Raw genomic sequence first — 15,077 nt, forward strand, 5'->3', positions numbered from 1 at the left:
GCCTCCCCCACTGCCTCCCCCACTGCCTCCCCGACGCCGACCGGGACCCCGGGCACCACGACGTGGGCTGCGGGAACGGCGTACGCGGTGGGCGCCCGGGTGACCTACAACGGTGCGCCCTACCAGTGCCGGCTGGCGCACACCGCCCTGGCCGGATGGGAGCCGCCCAACGTGCCGGCACTGTGGACGGCGCTCTGACGACGACACCGGCGGCGCAGCACTGGAGTTGATCAATCCCCGCCGGCACACCGCACCCGAACGCCGGGAAACAGCGGAACCCCTGCGGCCGATTGATCAACTGCACTGCTCTCACCACCGGCTCTCACCACCGGCTCTCACCACCGTTCTCGGCTCGCGGGTGGACCGCAGTCGACGGCTGAGCCGACCGAGCCGTCAGCCACGGCTCTCCGGGAGGATGGCAATCAACCGTGGGCGACGGCCCAGCGCCACCCAGCCGTCGCCCACGGTCGTTTCCGACCCCCGGACGAACCACAACCGACGGCCGAGCCAACCCAGCCGTCACCCACGGCCGCCTCCGACCCCCGGACGAACCACAACCGACGGCCGAGCCGGCCGGAACGCCACTCGACCTCTCCCGATCTCGGCAACGGCCCCGGACAGGCCGCGAGCGGCTGAACGGCGCCGACGCACGAGGCCACCGGAGACGGCGCCCGGCAGACGCAGCAGCATCGACGGCCATGTTCATAATCGACTCAAGCTCAGTGGCATGGGGGGTACGCTCGCCGGATGCCTGAGTTGATCACGCCGACGACCGCCCTGCACCGCGCCTGGATAGAGCAGCGCGACGAGTGGGGCCGGGGCGTGCACCAGGACGGCGCCGGTCTGCGGCCGGACGACGACGTGGACTCGCCCGCCGGTTTCGAGGCCTGGGTGCGGAAACTCGCCGCCGAGGAGGATCCGTCGGTCGCACCCGTCCCGGGTTGGGTGCACTGCACCTACCGCTGGATCGTCGAGGACGGCCGTCTCGCCGGGGCGATCGCCCTGCGGCACGAACTGAACGACTTCCTGCTCGAGGCGGGCGGTCACATCGGCTACGGCATACGCCCGTCGGCCCGCGGCCGTGGCCTCGCCGTCTGGGCCCTGGGCGCGATGCTCGACGTGGCCCGCGACCGGGGTTTCGACCGGGTCCTGGTGACCTGCAATGTCACGAACCCGGCGTCCGAGGCGGTCATCGTCCGCCAGGGTGGTGTCCTGGAGGACGTGCGGGAGACGTCCCTGGGCACCCTCAAGCGGTTCTGGATCACGCTCTGACGTTCGGGAGGACTCTCAGGCCCGGCGTTCCAGGAAGTCGTAGACGTCGCGGTTGTCCACCCCGGGGAAGGTGCCCGGCGGCAGCGCGGCGAGCAGGTGCGAGTGCACCCGGGCGCTCGGCCACGCGTTGCCCGACCAGCGGTCCACCATCGCGGCGGGCGCCCGGCGGCAGCAGTCCGGGTCGGGACAGGTCGAGACGGTACGCCCGGAGACGTCCCCGCCCCGGAACCAGCGGGCGTGTTCATAGGGTGTCCCGACCGTCACCGAGAACTCCCCGGACCGGGTCGACTCCACGTGGACCGTGCACCAGTACGTCCCGGCGACGGTGTCGGTGAACTGGTAGAACGACGAGTACGGGTCCTCCGCCTCGAACACCGTGCGCGACGCCCACTGGCGGCACACCGGCTGCCCCTCGATCGCCCCGGTCACGTCGGAGGGGAAACGGACGTTGTCGTTCTCGTACGCCTTGTAGACGATGCCGCTCTCGTGCACCCGGGCGAAGTGCACCGGGATGCCGAAGTGGTGGGTGGCCAGGTTGGTGAACCGGTGGGCGGCCGTCTCGTAGGACACCCCGAACGCGTCCCGGAAGTCGTCGATCGCCAGGGCCCGGTCGGCTTTCGCCGCGGTCAGGAAGTCGACCGCGAACCGTTCCGGCATGAGCAGCGCCGCCGCGAAGTAGTTGACCTCGACCCGCTGCCGCAGGAAGTCGCCGTAGTCGGCCGGGTCGTTGTGCCCGAGCACGAAGTGTCCCAGTGTCTGCAGCACGACGGCCCGCGGGTCGTGGCCCTTGCCGCTGGCCACCTGGGGCAGGTAGATCCGGCGGTTCCGCAGGTCGGTGACCGAGCGGGTGGAGGTCGGCAGGTCGTTGACGTAGTGCAGGCTGAACCCGATCTGGGCGGCGATGTCGAGGATCCCCCGCTGGGACAGCGGGCCGGTCGCGTGGCGTACCGAAAGAAGAACCTCGGCGGCCGCACCCTCGATCTCGGCGAAGTAGTTGTCGCGCTCGCGCATGTCGGCGCGCAGCGCCGCGTTGGCGCGCCGGGCCACCTCCGGGGTGGCGCTCTGTTCGGCCCGCACCCGGCCCAGTTCGCGGTGCAGCCCGATCAGCGCTTCCAGGGCGTCGGCCGGCAGCCTGCGCCCGGCGCGTACCGGCGGCAGGCCGAGTGCCGCATAGGTCTCGCTGTTCTGCAGGCGGGCCAGCTCGATCTCCAGCCCGGCGCGCCGGCTCGGCGCCTCCGGCCGGAGAAGATCCTGCAGGGGTACGCCGAGAGCGCCCGCAATCGCCTGCAGCACCGACAGTTTCGGCTCGCGCCGCCCGTTCTCGATCAGCGACAGCTGGGACGGCGCCCGTCCGGCGGCCGCGCTGAGCTGTTCGAGCGTCAGTCCCTTGGACCGGCGCAGGTGCCGTAGCCGCTGCCCGAGGGTCACGAGATCGATGTCGGTCGGTGAATCCGTCACGGCTTTTGACGCTAGCAGAATTTCCGCACTTCTTCTGCCGACAAAGGCCTTCAACGACGGCCCCGGGTCCCCTGAAAGTGGAGTTCTTCTGAAAGAGAGGGCACTCCGATGACCGACACCAGAGGCGGTACCGCTGCGGACCTCACTCGGGCCTGGGCCGGCGACCCGCGATGGACCGGCGTGACGCGCGACTACACCGCGCACGACGTCGTGAAACTGCGCGGCACCCTGCAGGAACGGCACACGCTCGCCGAGCGCGGCGCCGACCGGCTGTGGAACCTGCTGCACTCCGAGGACTACGTCAACGCGCTCGGCGCCCTCACCGGCGGCCAGGCGACCCAGATGGTGCGGGCCGGCCTGAAGGCGATCTACCTGTCCGGCTGGCAGGTCGCGGCGGACGCCAACCTGTCCGGTCACACCTACCCGGACCAGTCGCTCTACCCGGCGAACTCGGTGCCCGCGGTGGTCCGGCGGATCAACAACGCGCTGCTGCGCGCCGACCAGATCGACACCGCGGCCGGCCGGCACGACCGGGACTGGTTCGCGCCGATCGTCGCCGACGCGGAGGCCGGTTTCGGCGGCCCGCTCAACGCGTTCGAACTGATGAAGGCCATGATCGCGGCCGGCGCGGCGGGTGTGCACTGGGAGGACCAACTGGCCAGCGAGAAGAAGTGCGGGCACCTGGGCGGAAAGGTCCTCGTCCCGACCCAGCAGCACATCCGCACGCTCAACGCGGCCCGCCTCGCCGCCGACGTCACCGGCGTGCCGACCCTGGTCATCGCCCGCACCGACGCGCTCGCCGCCGACCTGCTCACCACCGACGTCGACGAACGCGACCAGCGGTTCCTCACCGGCGAACGCACCGCCGAAGGTTTCTTCCGGGTGCGGCCGGGTGCCGGGGCGGCGATCGCCCGCGGTGTCGCGTACGCCGGCTACGCCGACCTGCTCTGGGTGGAGACCGGCAAACCGGATCTGGAGTTCGCCAAGCGGTTCGCCGAGGCGGTGCACGCCGAGCACCCCGGCAAGATGCTCGCCTACAACTGCTCGCCGTCGTTCAACTGGAAGCGCAACCTGGACGACGCCGACATCGCCCGCTTCCAGAAGGAGCTCGGTGCGATGGGCTACAAATTCCAGTTCGTCACGCTGGCCGGCTTCCACGCCCTGAACCACTCGATGTTCGACCTGGCCCGCGGGTACGCCGAGTCCGGCATGACCGCGTACGTGAAGTTGCAGGAGGCCGAGTTCGCCGCCGAGGCCGACGGATACACCGCGACCAAGCACCAGGCCGAGGTCGGCACCGGTTACTTCGACGCGGTCTCCACCGCGCTGAACCCGTCGTCGTCCACCACCGCCCTGCGCGGCTCGACCGAGACGGAGCAGTTCTGACATGGGCTTTCCCGAAGAGATCACCCTCACCGGCGACCGCCACCCGGAGATTCTCACCGACGAGGCGCTGACGTTCATCGCCGCGCTGGACCGCGAGTTCGGCGCCCGCCGCGTCCAGCTGCTGGAACGCCGGCGCCGGCGCCGGACCACCCGGGTGGACGAACTGGACTTCCTGAACTCCACCCGGCACGTCCGCGACGACCCGTCCTGGCAGGTCGCGCCGCCGGCGCCCGGCCTGCTGGACCGGCGTGTCGAGATCACCGGACCACCCGAGCGCAAGATGACCATCAACGCGCTCAATTCCGGCGCTCGCGTGTGGATGGCCGACTTCGAGGACGCGACCTCGCCGACCTGGGAGAACGTGATCCTGGGGCAGGTGAACCTGCGCGACGCGCTGGACGGGACGCTTGACTTCACGGCGGCGGACGGCCGGATCTACGAGGTCAAGTCCGAGATCCCCACCATCATGGTCCGCCCGCGCGGCTGGCACCTGCCCGAATGCCACCTCCGGATCGGCGGCCGGGCCGTCTCCGCCTCACTGTTCGACTTCGGCCTCTACCTGTTCCACTGCGGACACCGGCAGCTCGCCCGCGGCAGCGGCCCCTACTTCTACCTGCCGAAACTGGAGTCGCACCTGGAGGCCCGCCTCTGGAACGACGTGTTCGTCTTCGCCCAGGACCATCTGGGCATCCCCCGCGGCACGATCCGGGCCACCGTGCTGATCGAGACGGTCAACGCCGCCTTCGAGATGGACGAGATCCTCTACGAGCTGCGCGAACACTCGGCCGGACTGAACGCGGGCCGCTGGGACTACCTGTTCAGCATGATCAAGAACAGGCCGGACGTGGTGCTGCCGGAACGGTCCCAGGTCACCATGACGACACCGTTCATGCGCGCGTACACCGAACTGCTCGTCAAGACCTGCCACCGCCGCGGCGCCCACGCCATCGGCGGGATGGCCGCCGTCGTCCCCAGCCGCGACCCGGTCGCCGCGAAACGCGCCCTCAACCAGGTCCGCCAGGACAAACGCCGCGAGGTCGGCGACGGCTTCGACGGCTCCTGGGTCGCCCACCCCGCCCTGGTCGCCACCTGCCGCGAGGTCTTCGACCAGTGGCTCGCCGCCGAACCGCACCAGATCGTGCGCAAACGCGACGATGTCCGGGTCACCGCCGCCCAGCTGCTGCAGGTGCGGTCCGGCGGTGTCACGGTCAGCGAGGTCGCCCTGCGCACCAACGTCAGCGTCGCCCTGCGTTACATCGCCGCCTGGCTCGGCGGGCGCGGCGCGGTCGCCCTGAACGGCCTGATGGAGGACGCCGCCACCGCCGAGATCTGCCGCGCCCAACTCTGGCAGTGGATCACCAACGGCACGCCGACCGACGACGGCATCCCGGTCACCGCCGCCCTGGTCACCCGCATGCTCCGCGAGGAGCTGGACGTCCTGGCCGAGACCGGAGCCCTGGACGAGGACGAGACGCGCCGCTTCCACCAGGCCCGCACCCTGCTCACGGTCCTGACGACCGAACGGACGTGCCCGGAGTTCCTCACCCTGCCGGCATACCTACGGCACCTGTCGGCCGCTCCGGTCGCCGCCCACGCCCCTGTCGCGGCGTGACGGCGAGGCGGCACAGAGGGTTGTCGGGACCCTCTGTGCCGCCGCCCCCCACTCTCCGCCCCCGACCCGCGGCGATCCCGGTGCGCCGGCCACCCTGGGCGGTGGCTGCTGCGCCACGATCAGCGTCGCGGTACGGTCAACGGCGGTCCTGCCAGGTGCACAGGCACACCTTGTTGCCCTCCGGGTCGGCGAGGACCCAGAAGCTCGGGGCGTTCTCGTCGGTCACCAGGGTGCCGCCCGCGGCCAGCGCGGCGTCGATGCGAGGCTGCACCTGGGACGGGTCGAGCCACAGGTCCGGGTGCCAGTGCTGCCGCGGCTCGGTGTCGCCGGACTCCTGGAACCACACCGTGGGCACCGTGCCGTCGGCCTTGCGGACCTCGTCGCCGAAGCCCTCGGCGGAACGCTGTTCGGCGCCGAGCACGGCCGCCCAGAACGGCGCGACCGCCTTGGGGGCCGGGCTGTCCAGCGCCATCTCGACACGGGACGGCCCGGCCGGGTCCAGGGCCACCCCGGCCTCGGCTGCCAGCTCACTGATCCGGGTCGCGAGCCGGATGTCGCGCCCGGTGACCACGTCCACGTCGTGACTCCAGAGGCGCACGTCCACGTACGTGTACCGCAGATCCAGATCCGGATGGTGGTCGGCTTCCTCGGCGGCCGCCCCGATCGCCGCGACCAGCGCCAGGCCGGTCGCGAAGTCCCCGGTCGTCAGCCGCGCGTTCAGTGTGCCGAGCAGGTAGACCCACCCGTCCGGGGTGCGGGCGGCGATCTCGGATCCGGTCAGCTTCGTCATGCCCCCATGCTCGCACCGCCCGCCGCTCACCGGCAGCACAGGAAACTCATAGTCAAATTTCAGGACATGTCCGGCTGATACCTGTTGCGGGTCGAACAGCGGACCATCGTCCGGTGCACACCGCGATGAAAGCGCTGCTGGCCGTCGCCGCCGCCCAGGTCATCGGCCTCGCCGTCGTCGGCCACGGCCTGCTGCCCGGCAACGGTTCCATCCTGATGGCGGTCCTGCTGTACTACGTGCTGAGCACCGGCTCCCTCAGCCGGGGCCGTTCCGCCCGCCTGCTCACCGCCGGCGTGGCTCTCCTGACCGTGGTCGCCGTCCTGAGCGACGGTTTCAGCGGCGAGGCGTGGCCAGGCGTGTTCGGCATCGGGCTCGCCGCCCTGTACGGGGCCGCCTTCCTGCTGGTCGCCGCCTTCCTGAACCACCGGGGCTGGCCCGCCCGCCGCCCGACCCTGCTCTGGGCCGGCACCGTCGTCGCGGTCCCCATGGCGATCCTCTCCTTCCTGGCACTCCCCGCCCCCGGAGTGTCCGAGCGGCGCTGGTCCCCCGACGTCGTCACGTGGACAGCCACTCCGCAGGGTCTTCAGGAGCGTCGCCTGGCGCCGGCACCGGATGAGCCGCCGACGGAGGTGAGCACGTTCCGGTTCGACGCTACCGACCCGGACAGCACCGGCTTGAACGCCACCGACTTTAACGCCATCGATGCCGACGCCTTGCAGGCGGTGATCGTGGAGATGGACAGGAAGCGGGCGGAGGAGCAGGCCGCCGCCCCGCCGCCGAGCCAGTGGGCGATCGCCGTCGACCCCGCCCCCCTTTCCACCCTCCTCGTCATGTCCCTGATGATCGTCCTGCTCACGCTGGTCACCGTGATAACTCCGGCTGAACCGGAGGATCCGTTCGCCCCCGGCCCGTACATCCCCGGCATAATGCTTCTCATCGATGTCGGGGAGGGCAGTGGATGAGCGGGCCGATGGCGCCGTGGTGGCAGGAGACCCACCGGGCGGCACAGTTGCTGGCGTCCACGGTCGGTGCGGCCGTGACCCGGGCCGGGGAGAGTGGCGTCTACGAGTCGCCGCCCGGCACTCCACCGCCGCGCCGGCGACGGCAGCCGGCCTCGCTGCGGCACCTGGCCGAGGTGATCCGCACGCACCGGCTGGCGCCGGGGCTCTCGGTCGACAAGGACATCGTCGCGGGTGTGCTGGCCGGCGATCTGAAGCACGTCACCGATCCGACCGCTGTCGTGGCGGTGGCCCGGGCCGCGCACCGGATCGCCGGCACCGAGTTCACCGACACGGACGCCGAGCGGCTGACCGTCGCCTGCGCGCACGTCGCCGAGCTGGCCGCCCGCGCCCGTGAGGCGGACGAGACGGCCGGTGACCGGGTGCCGGTCCCGCTGGAAACCCCGATAAAAGACGAAAAGCCCGTCATCGACGCCTACTTCACCACCCGGCCACCGCGCCGGCGGCGACTCCTGATCGCCGCCGGCCTCGCCGTCGCCACCCTGGCCGGTGCGGCCGGCGCCGCCGTCGCGCTGTCCCCGGGCGAGGGGCAGAGCGACGGCGGCACCCCCGATACGGCCGCCTCCGCCCCGGACGCCGACTGCCTGACCGGCGCCTCCGGCAACGATGTGATCCCCCGGACCCCCGAGTTCTTCGCCGACGACGCGGCAACCCGGCTCAGTCCCACCCTGGACTTCGACGCGATGAACGGGTCGGCCCGGTACGCCCGGCACGAGGGACGCACCTATTACTGGGGGCGGGCCGGTTCGGACGATCAGACCCCGCATTCCGGTGGTTCCCGGGTGCGGTGGCGGATCGCGGACGGCCCGTGGCGCAGTTGTGCCACCCCGTTGCCGCAGACCGAACGCGGTTACGTGCACTCGCCGGCGGTCGCCACCACGATCGGCGGGCAGGCGGTCACGCTCCAGGTCTGCCTGTGGCGGGACAGCCCGTTCCGGGAGAACTGCACGACCGAGATCGCCACCGGTTAGGCGGTCGGCGCGTACCAGTTGGGGGTGGTGTATCCGTTCCAGGACAGCCGGTACTTGCGCAGGGTGGCGAAGGTGGTGTCGGCACACTGCTGGTAGCCGGGGCTGTTCAGGGTCTGCACGTTGCCGCTGCCCGGGTCGAAGCGGCCGGTGATGAAGTACCCGTCGTTGTGGGTGTCGCAGACGACACCGACGTAGCTGCTGCCCGACTTGATGATGACGACGTAGCCGACGAGGACGGTGCGCGCGTCGTTGTACAGGTACAGGGTGCTGCCGGACGAGTCCGCCTCGTAGTCCGGCCCCACGGCCAGGGCCGGCGACGCGATCAGGGTGGCGCCGACGGCACCGGCGACGGCCACCGCCGCCGCCCGCTTGAAGATGCCCATGTGCTGCTCCTTCCCGGTCACCGCGTGTCGGTGACGGGACCAAGCATCGGCGGACGACGATCCGCCCTTCAAGGCGTAACCGTCTCCTGAGCTGGTGATCTGTCCCCCGCAGACAGATAGCGAGAGGGCAGGACAGCGCGAGCCATCACGGTCACGCAGGTGATGCCGTTGATGAAGGCGGCGACCACGTCGCTCGGGTGGTGCATGCCCCGGTACATCCGGGCCAGCGCCACCCCGAGCGGGACCAGGATCAGCGCCCAGCACAACGCCTTGAGCCAGGTGTGCCGGGCCAGGCCGGCGAGCAGCACCGCCAGCCCGAGATAGAGCGCGACCGCCGCGGAGGTGTGACCGGACGGGAAGCTGGAGGTGGGGGGCGACTCGTCGAGGCGCTGCACCTCGGGGCGGGGCCGGTCGATCGCCACCGTGGTGAAGTAGAAGATCAGGGCCTGCGCGGTGACCGCCAGGCTGAGGAAGACCGGCTCGCGCCAGCGCCGCAGGGTGATCGCCAGGATCACCGCGGCGAGCGCGGTCACCCCGATGATCACTTCGGTGTTGGCGATGCCGCTGAGCACCGAGGACACGTCGGTGAGCACCGGGGTGCGGTCCGCGGCGAGTTCGCGGTTGACCGCGTCCTCGACGGTCAGCGGCCAGAGGTGGGCGGCGGCCCGGGTGAGCAGCATCCCGAGGCCGACCATGAACAGGAGCAGTGTGCCGAGCGGCAGCACCACCCGCTTGAATGTGTGAAGGGCGATGGCGGGCACCGCCGCTACCTACCCCCGGACGCTCTCCGGCACACTCCGGCGCCCGGCGAGACGGCGGAACACCGGCACGGTCACCGCCGGGACGGCCAGGCCGACCAGCAGCCCGGCCAGGACGTCGCTGGTCCAGTGCACGCCGAGCAGCACCCGGCTGTAGGCGGTGACCAGCGGGATCAGGATCGCCGCCGTCCACAGCAGAACACGGGCCGCCGGGCGCTCCCGGACGGTGGGCAGCAGGACGAGCAGGAAGACGGCCGCGCCGAGCGCGTTGTTCAGGGCGTGGCCGGAGGGGAAGGACAGGCCCGCGGCCTGGGCCACCGGATCGAGGAACTCCGGGCGGTGCCTTCCGATCAGCAGTTTGAGGAGTACGCCGAGAAGCCCGCCCGCGATCATCGTGGTCGTCACCCAGATGGCGGTGAGACGATCGTTGTGCCGCCACCACAGCCAGCCGACGAGTCCCAGGGAGCCCAGCCGCCACACGTTCGGGTCGAAGACGAGGCTCCACCAGGCCATCGTCTCGACCCAGCCGGGGTGGGCCAGCGCGTAGGCGTGCAGCCGGTCGGTGACCGCCTGGTCGGCGTCGTGCAGGGGACCGGCTCCGGCCACCACCATCAGAGCGGTGAGCAGGAACGGGCCCAGCAGGAGCGCCGCGGCCACGGCTGCCGCGCTCGTGCGTACGCTGGAGAAGATCTTGTGCTCGGACCGCATGGCGGCCAATTACCCCATGTTCTCCTGTACGTCACCTGAGGTTCAGGAACAGTTTCCCTCGTGGTTCCGGCGCACCCGCTTAGCAACCGGCGGGACACTCAGGCCGTGGCGTCCCCGGGCGATGGGCCGGTCGTGGCGTCCAACGGGTATGTCCGCCCCTGGGCGGTGTGGCTGGCGGTGGCGGGTGCGGCCGCGGTCGCGTACCCACTGATGCCCGCCGGCCCGGTCGCCAAGATCTACTTCAACGTACTGGGCGTCGGGTCGGTGCTCGCCGTCTTCGCCGGGATCGCCCGGCACCGGCCCGGCAACCGGGGAGCCTGGCTGCTGTTCGGGGCCGGGACCGCGATGTTCATCTCCGGCGACGTCTGCTACGACCTGATGGAGCAGACCCTCGGCGAATACCCGTACCCCTCCTGGGCGGACGGGCTCTATCTGGCCGCGTACCCGCTGCTGTGCCTGGGCCTGTCCCGGCTCGGCAAGGGCCGCGCCGACCGCGTTCACGACGTCGGCGGCATGATCGACGCGGCGGTGATCTCCACCGGGATCGGGCTCGTCTACTGGGTGTTCGTGATCGGCCCGACGCTGTCCGACGCCGGCACGCCGATCGCCGAACGACTGGTCACCATCGGCTACCCGGCGGCCGACGTGCTGCTGACCGCGGTCGGCGCCCGCATGATCACCCGGACCGAGAACCGGTCGCCGAGCCTGCGACTACTCGGCCTGGGCACCATCCTGCTGCTGTGCTGCGACGTCTTCTACTCGCTGCTGTCCAGCGCGCAGGCGTACACCGGAGGGATCTTCGATGCCGGTTTCCTGCTGAGTTACGTCTGCTGGGGGGCCGCGGCACTGCACCCGTCGATGCGGTGGCGTCCCGACCCGGCGGGCTCGGCGGAGTACCGCATCGGCGCCCGCCGGCTCACCCTGCTCGCCGCCTGCTCGATGCTCGCGCCCGGCGTGCTGTTCGTGCAGGGGCTGAGCCGGACGGCGATCTCCTGGGTCGCCGTCGGAGTCGGCGCGGTCGCCCTGTTCCTGCTGGTGGTGGCCCGGATGTGGGGTTTCGTCACGCAGGTGCAGCACCAGGCGCACCGCCTCGAGGGCCTGGCCATGCGCGACGAACTGACCGGGACCGCCAACCGGCGGCGTTTCGAACAGCGCCTCCACGAACAGCTGGCGGCCGGTCCGGTCGCGGTGTTCCTGCTCGACCTGGACGGCTTCAAGACGATCAACGACCGGTTCGGGCACGCGGTCGGCGACGAACTGCTGGCCGCGGTCGCCACCCGGATCGCCGCCGAGGTTCCGCCGGAGGGGCTGGTCGCGCGAATGGGCGGCGACGAGTTCGCCGTGCTGCTGCCCGCCGCCCCTTCCGGCTCCGCCCCTTCCGGGGACGGCTTGGACGCGCTCGCCGACCGGCTCCGGTCGGCGATCCGGCGCCCGGTGCGGGCGGGCGGGCACGACCTGCTGATCAGCACCAGCATCGGCATCACCGCCGGCACCTGCGCCGACCCCATGGAACTGCTGCGGCAGGCCGACGTCGCCATGTACGCGGCCAAGGCCGACGGCGGACGCCAGCGCCACTACGACCCGGAGCTCGACGACCGGGCCGGCGAGGAGGCCCGTCTCGGCGCGGACCTGCGCTCCGGCCTGGCCCGCGGCGAGTTCCACCTGGTCTACCAGCCGATCGTGGAACTCCCGCACGGCGCCGTCGTCGCGGTGGAGAGCCTGATCCGCTGGCAGCATCCGACCCGCGGGTTCGTCGGCCCGGACCAGTTCATCCCGGTCGCCGAACGCAACGGCCTGATCGTCGAACTGGGCGAATGGATCCTGCGCACCGCCTGCGAACAGTTCGTGTCCTGGCAGCGCGAGGGCGTCGCCCCACCCCACTTCGGCGTGAACGTCTCCGCCCGCCAACTCGCCGAACCCGGCTTCGCCGGACTGGTCGCCGACGTCCTCGCGTCCACCGGCGTCCACCCGCACAACCTGGTCGTCGAGGTGACCGAGACGGCCGTCTTCGGCGGCGGCGCGGCGGCGGCCTCGGTCCGTGAGCTCGTCGACCTGGGCGTCGACATCGCCCTGGACGACTTCGGCACCGGCCACTCCTCCTTGGGCCTGCTCCAGACCCTGCCGGTCCGCATCCTCAAGGTCGACAAATCCTTCGTGGAGAACGTGACGATGGCCGGCCGGCACGCGGTGATCGCCACCGCCCTGATCCAGGTCGCCGACGGGCTGGGCCTGGTGGCGGTGGCCGAAGGCGTGGAGACGGCGGAGCAGGCCGCCGAGCTGTACCGTCTCGGTTACCGCAAAGCCCAGGGCTACCACTTCGGCCGCCCGGCGGTGGTTCCCGACTTCGCCCAGAAGACCTCCCTCACCAGGGCGAATACTCCGACGTAGCCGGACTGTCCACCTTGTAGACTCCCGGCGAGGTGGAGGAACTCCGCGACAAACTGGCGAAGGCCGGCGCGACGGTGCACGTCCTCGAACAGCGTGAACTGGAGAACTACCTCGCCGTCCCGCGCGCACTGGCCACGTTCATCCAGAAGAAGCGCCGCGACGGCGGTCGGGACGGCGGCGACGTCACCGAGGAGAAGGTTGCGGCGGCCCTGGAGAAATGCGGTGCCGAGCTGCGTACGATCACCCTCCGCAAGCGGGTCGTCAAAGCTCTGCGTGATCCCGTGGCGATTCCGTCCCGGCTCGACGGAGACGGAGAACTCGCCCACCTCCTCGAAGGCGCGATTCGTACGGTGATAGCCGAGTGGGAGAAACGACGGGACGAGGCCGCCGACATGGTGGAGCGGGAGGCCCGCGACGTCGACCACGCCTGGACCGGCGACTGGCGGGCGGTGGCCCCCGGTGACGAGTTGCTGGACGCGGTCTGCCGGCAGTTCGGGGTTCGCTTCAAGAAGAACAAGGACGGCGCCACGCTGGCCGCACTGCTGACGGCGGACGAGGTTCCGAAGGAGTTGTCCGACCTGCTCAGGACCTTGAGCGCGTAGCCCCGGACCGCACCCAGCCACAGCCCACGCCGCCCCGTCCCGTCCCGTCCCGATCTTGGTGCCCCAGCCACCGCCGAAGGCCGTCAACGCACCAAGATCGCCAGCCGCCGGGGCGGACACCAGCGATCTTGGTGCGACCACCACCCCACACGGGGACCGACGCACCAAGATCGACGGGGCAGGGGCAGGTGGCCGCGAAGGGATGGGTACGGGAAGTAGGTCGTACCCCCGAAGGAAGGCCACAGAGCGGGAGAGAACCCCGTCAGCCGCGCAGTTCGCGGACCGCGTCCACCAGTTCCTGCTGGCTGATCGGGGAGGCCGCACCGGCCCGCGCCTCCTGCATCGCCTTGGTCAGCTGGACGCGCCGCAGCACCTCCTTGATGTCCGCGCCGGTCATCCCGGTGCTCGCGACGCCCAGCGCCGACAGGTCCAGGTCGTCGGCGAACATCCGGAACCCGTCCGACTCGTGGGCGGCGATCAGGCCGCGGATCATCTTGCGGAAAATCTCCGCGCGGGTGTTCTCGTCCGGGCGTGGAACGCTGATCTTCACGTCGAAGCGACCGGAACGGATCAGTGACTCGTCGACCCGGTGCGGGAAGTTCGTGGTGGCCACCACCAGGACGTTCGGGTTCACTTCGATCAGGTCGTTCATCTCCTGCTTGAAGATGCCGGCCACCGCGTTCAGGGCCTGGCTGGCGGCGTCCCCGCCGGCGCCCGCGTAGCTCACGATCGAGTCGAACTCGTCGAACAGGATCAGGGTCGGCACCCGGTAGCGGCGGGCCTCCCGGAAGATGTGTTTGATGTTGCGTTCCGAGCCGCCGAGGTACTTGTCCAGGATCTCCGGGGTGCGGATCTCCCGGAAGTCGGCACCGATCTCGTTCGCCAGGGCCCGGGACAGCATCGTCTTGCCGGTGCCGGGCGGCCCGTACATCAGGATGCCCTGGGGCCGGCGCGCGCCCCACCGGGCCATCGCCTCCGGGTGCGCGAACGAGGTGGCGATCTGGCGCAGTTCGGCGACCACCTCGGTGAGGCCGCCGACCATGTCGAGCGTGACCGTTCTGGTGGTGGGCGGCGCCTTCGGCAGCGTCTCCCGGCTGATCACGTAGCGGCGGCCGGCCAGCGCGTCCGGGCCGGTCAGGTCGATCACGGCCTGCAGGGTGAGGGTGACGAACGCGCGCAGGTGTTCCGGCCCGACCTCGTCCCGCGGCACCTGTGCCTCCAGGTGGGCGACGGTGCCGCTGGGCGCGTAGGTCACGGTCGCCTGCATCCCGACCACGGCGTCGGCGATCACTGCGGGTTCGCGGTCGGCCGCCGGGCCGCTCGTCTTGACGAGACCCAGTTTCCGGTACGCCGCCGCAGCGGCCGTCCCGACACTGTCCACGATCATCGTGGTCACCTGGTCGCCGGCGGCGATCCGTTTGGCGAGCAGCAGACCGATCGGGTCTCGTCCGAGCACCAGGCCGCGCATCCGTTCGGCGGTCATCGGTTCCGGCTCGCAGGAGATCCGTGCGGTGAACAAATGGGCGGGGGCACCCGGCCCGGCGACGCTGGTGACGGTGAGGTCGACCCGCTGGACCGGGGCCGGCCAGGTGGCGTGGCGCAGCAGGCCGACCGGGTTGACCCGGGCTGCGGCCAGCAGGGTGGCCGTGTCCAGCATCTCCACGGTCGCGCCCGCGTATTCGAAGGTCTCGCCGCGCGGTCGCGCAAAGCTCGCCTCGGACATGTTCTCC

The 15,077-nt window shown here is 71.0% G+C and carries 14 protein-coding genes; 8 read left to right on the forward strand and 6 right to left on the reverse strand.

Annotation, left to right across the window (positions count from 1 at the left end; genetic code table 11):
- The coding region (locus WH85_RS50455; RefSeq protein ID WP_342669796.1) for a carbohydrate-binding protein at positions 1–198 on the forward strand (198 nt) is incomplete at its 5' end.
- A gap of 549 nt (positions 199–747) precedes the next feature.
- Positions 748–1,272: a GNAT family N-acetyltransferase gene (locus WH85_RS17105; protein ID WP_045742883.1), complete on the forward strand. Its 525-nt coding sequence runs from the start codon at positions 748–750 to the stop codon at positions 1,270–1,272.
- Between the two features lie 15 nt (positions 1,273–1,287).
- Here WH85_RS17105 and WH85_RS17110 read toward each other — a convergent pair whose 3' ends face one another.
- A complete protein-coding gene (locus WH85_RS17110; RefSeq protein WP_245673972.1) occupies positions 1,288–2,730 on the reverse strand; it encodes an XRE family transcriptional regulator in 1,443 nt (480 codons plus the stop codon).
- Between the two features lie 108 nt (positions 2,731–2,838).
- On the opposite strand from WH85_RS17110, the gene aceA reads away from it, so the two are divergent.
- Together aceA and aceB are read left to right on the forward strand one after the other, a co-directional pair.
- Positions 2,839–4,116, forward strand: coding sequence for an isocitrate lyase (gene aceA, locus WH85_RS17115; RefSeq protein ID WP_045742885.1), 1,278 nt, complete (start codon positions 2,839–2,841; stop codon positions 4,114–4,116).
- A 1-nt stretch (position 4,117) separates the two neighbouring features.
- The gene (aceB, locus tag WH85_RS17120; RefSeq protein ID WP_045742886.1) at positions 4,118–5,728 is read left to right on the forward strand and encodes a malate synthase A; all 1,611 of its coding nucleotides are present in this window, start codon (positions 4,118–4,120) and stop codon (positions 5,726–5,728) included.
- A 136-nt stretch (positions 5,729–5,864) separates the two neighbouring features.
- On the opposite strand, the gene WH85_RS17125 is transcribed toward aceB, so the two are convergent.
- Complete coding sequence (locus tag WH85_RS17125; protein ID WP_045742887.1) at positions 5,865–6,518, reverse strand: VOC family protein; 654 nt, start codon at positions 6,516–6,518, stop codon at positions 5,865–5,867.
- A gap of 113 nt (positions 6,519–6,631) precedes the next feature.
- On the opposite strand from WH85_RS17125, the gene WH85_RS17130 reads away from it, so the two are divergent.
- Together WH85_RS17130 and WH85_RS17135 are read left to right on the forward strand one after the other, a co-directional pair.
- Positions 6,632–7,480 (forward strand): hypothetical protein, encoded by an 849-nt coding sequence (locus tag WH85_RS17130; RefSeq protein ID WP_045742888.1) that lies wholly within the window; start codon positions 6,632–6,634, stop codon positions 7,478–7,480.
- Positions 7,477–8,508, forward strand: a complete 1,032-nt coding sequence (locus WH85_RS17135; RefSeq protein WP_157411057.1) for a hypothetical protein — start codon at positions 7,477–7,479, stop codon at positions 8,506–8,508. Before WH85_RS17130 ends, WH85_RS17135 begins: the two co-directional genes overlap by 4 nt.
- Here WH85_RS17135 and WH85_RS17140 read toward each other — a convergent pair.
- From WH85_RS17140 to WH85_RS17150, 3 genes are all read right to left on the reverse strand, one after another.
- Positions 8,505–8,891, reverse strand: coding sequence for a hypothetical protein (locus WH85_RS17140; RefSeq protein ID WP_157411058.1), 387 nt, complete (start codon positions 8,889–8,891; stop codon positions 8,505–8,507). The genes WH85_RS17135 and WH85_RS17140 overlap by 4 nt on opposite strands.
- Positions 8,892–8,959: 68 nt before the next feature.
- Positions 8,960–9,652 (reverse strand): phosphatase PAP2 family protein, encoded by a 693-nt coding sequence (locus tag WH85_RS17145; protein WP_052720506.1) that lies wholly within the window; start codon positions 9,650–9,652, stop codon positions 8,960–8,962.
- Between the two features lie 9 nt (positions 9,653–9,661).
- Positions 9,662–10,357: a phosphatase PAP2 family protein gene (locus WH85_RS17150; protein ID WP_045742891.1), complete on the reverse strand. Its 696-nt coding sequence runs from the start codon at positions 10,355–10,357 to the stop codon at positions 9,662–9,664.
- A 105-nt stretch (positions 10,358–10,462) separates the two neighbouring features.
- Here WH85_RS17150 and WH85_RS17155 point away from each other — a divergent pair, with 105 nt between their 5' ends.
- Both WH85_RS17155 and WH85_RS17160 read left to right on the forward strand, forming a co-directional pair.
- Positions 10,463–12,745 (forward strand): putative bifunctional diguanylate cyclase/phosphodiesterase, encoded by a 2,283-nt coding sequence (locus WH85_RS17155; RefSeq protein WP_342669797.1) that lies wholly within the window; start codon positions 10,463–10,465, stop codon positions 12,743–12,745.
- 32 nt (positions 12,746–12,777) lie between these two features.
- Complete coding sequence (locus WH85_RS17160) at positions 12,778–13,347, forward strand: hypothetical protein (protein WP_045742893.1); 570 nt, start codon at positions 12,778–12,780, stop codon at positions 13,345–13,347.
- A gap of 262 nt (positions 13,348–13,609) precedes the next feature.
- Here WH85_RS17160 and WH85_RS17165 read toward each other — a convergent pair whose 3' ends face one another.
- On the reverse strand, positions 13,610–15,070 hold the full coding sequence (locus tag WH85_RS17165) for an ATP-binding protein (protein WP_045742894.1): 1,461 nt from the start codon (positions 15,068–15,070) through the stop codon (positions 13,610–13,612).
- Positions 15,071–15,077 lie beyond the last annotated feature (7 nt).

Source organism: Actinoplanes rectilineatus (genome assembly GCF_000962825.1).
GTDB lineage: Bacteria > Actinomycetota > Actinomycetes > Mycobacteriales > Micromonosporaceae > Actinoplanes > Actinoplanes rectilineatus.

Bases quoted from the DNA above. Each gene is read 5' to 3' on its own strand.
- WH85_RS17105 (WP_045742883.1), top strand. From the start codon at position 748: ATGCCTGAGTTGATCACGCCGACGACCGCCCTGCACCGCGCCTGGATA.
- aceA (WP_045742885.1), top strand. From the start codon at position 2,839: ATGACCGACACCAGAGGCGGTACCGCTGCGGACCTCACTCGGGCCTGG.
- aceB (WP_045742886.1), top strand. From the start codon at position 4,118: ATGGGCTTTCCCGAAGAGATCACCCTCACCGGCGACCGCCACCCGGAG.
- WH85_RS17125 (WP_045742887.1), bottom strand. From the start codon at position 6,518: ATGACGAAGCTGACCGGATCCGAGATCGCCGCCCGCACCCCGGACGGG.
- WH85_RS17135 (WP_157411057.1), top strand. From the start codon at position 7,477: ATGAGCGGGCCGATGGCGCCGTGGTGGCAGGAGACCCACCGGGCGGCA.
- WH85_RS17140 (WP_157411058.1), bottom strand. From the start codon at position 8,891: ATGGGCATCTTCAAGCGGGCGGCGGCGGTGGCCGTCGCCGGTGCCGTC.
- WH85_RS17150 (WP_045742891.1), bottom strand. From the start codon at position 10,357: ATGCGGTCCGAGCACAAGATCTTCTCCAGCGTACGCACGAGCGCGGCA.
- WH85_RS17165 (WP_045742894.1), bottom strand. From the start codon at position 15,070: ATGTCCGAGGCGAGCTTTGCGCGACCGCGCGGCGAGACCTTCGAATAC.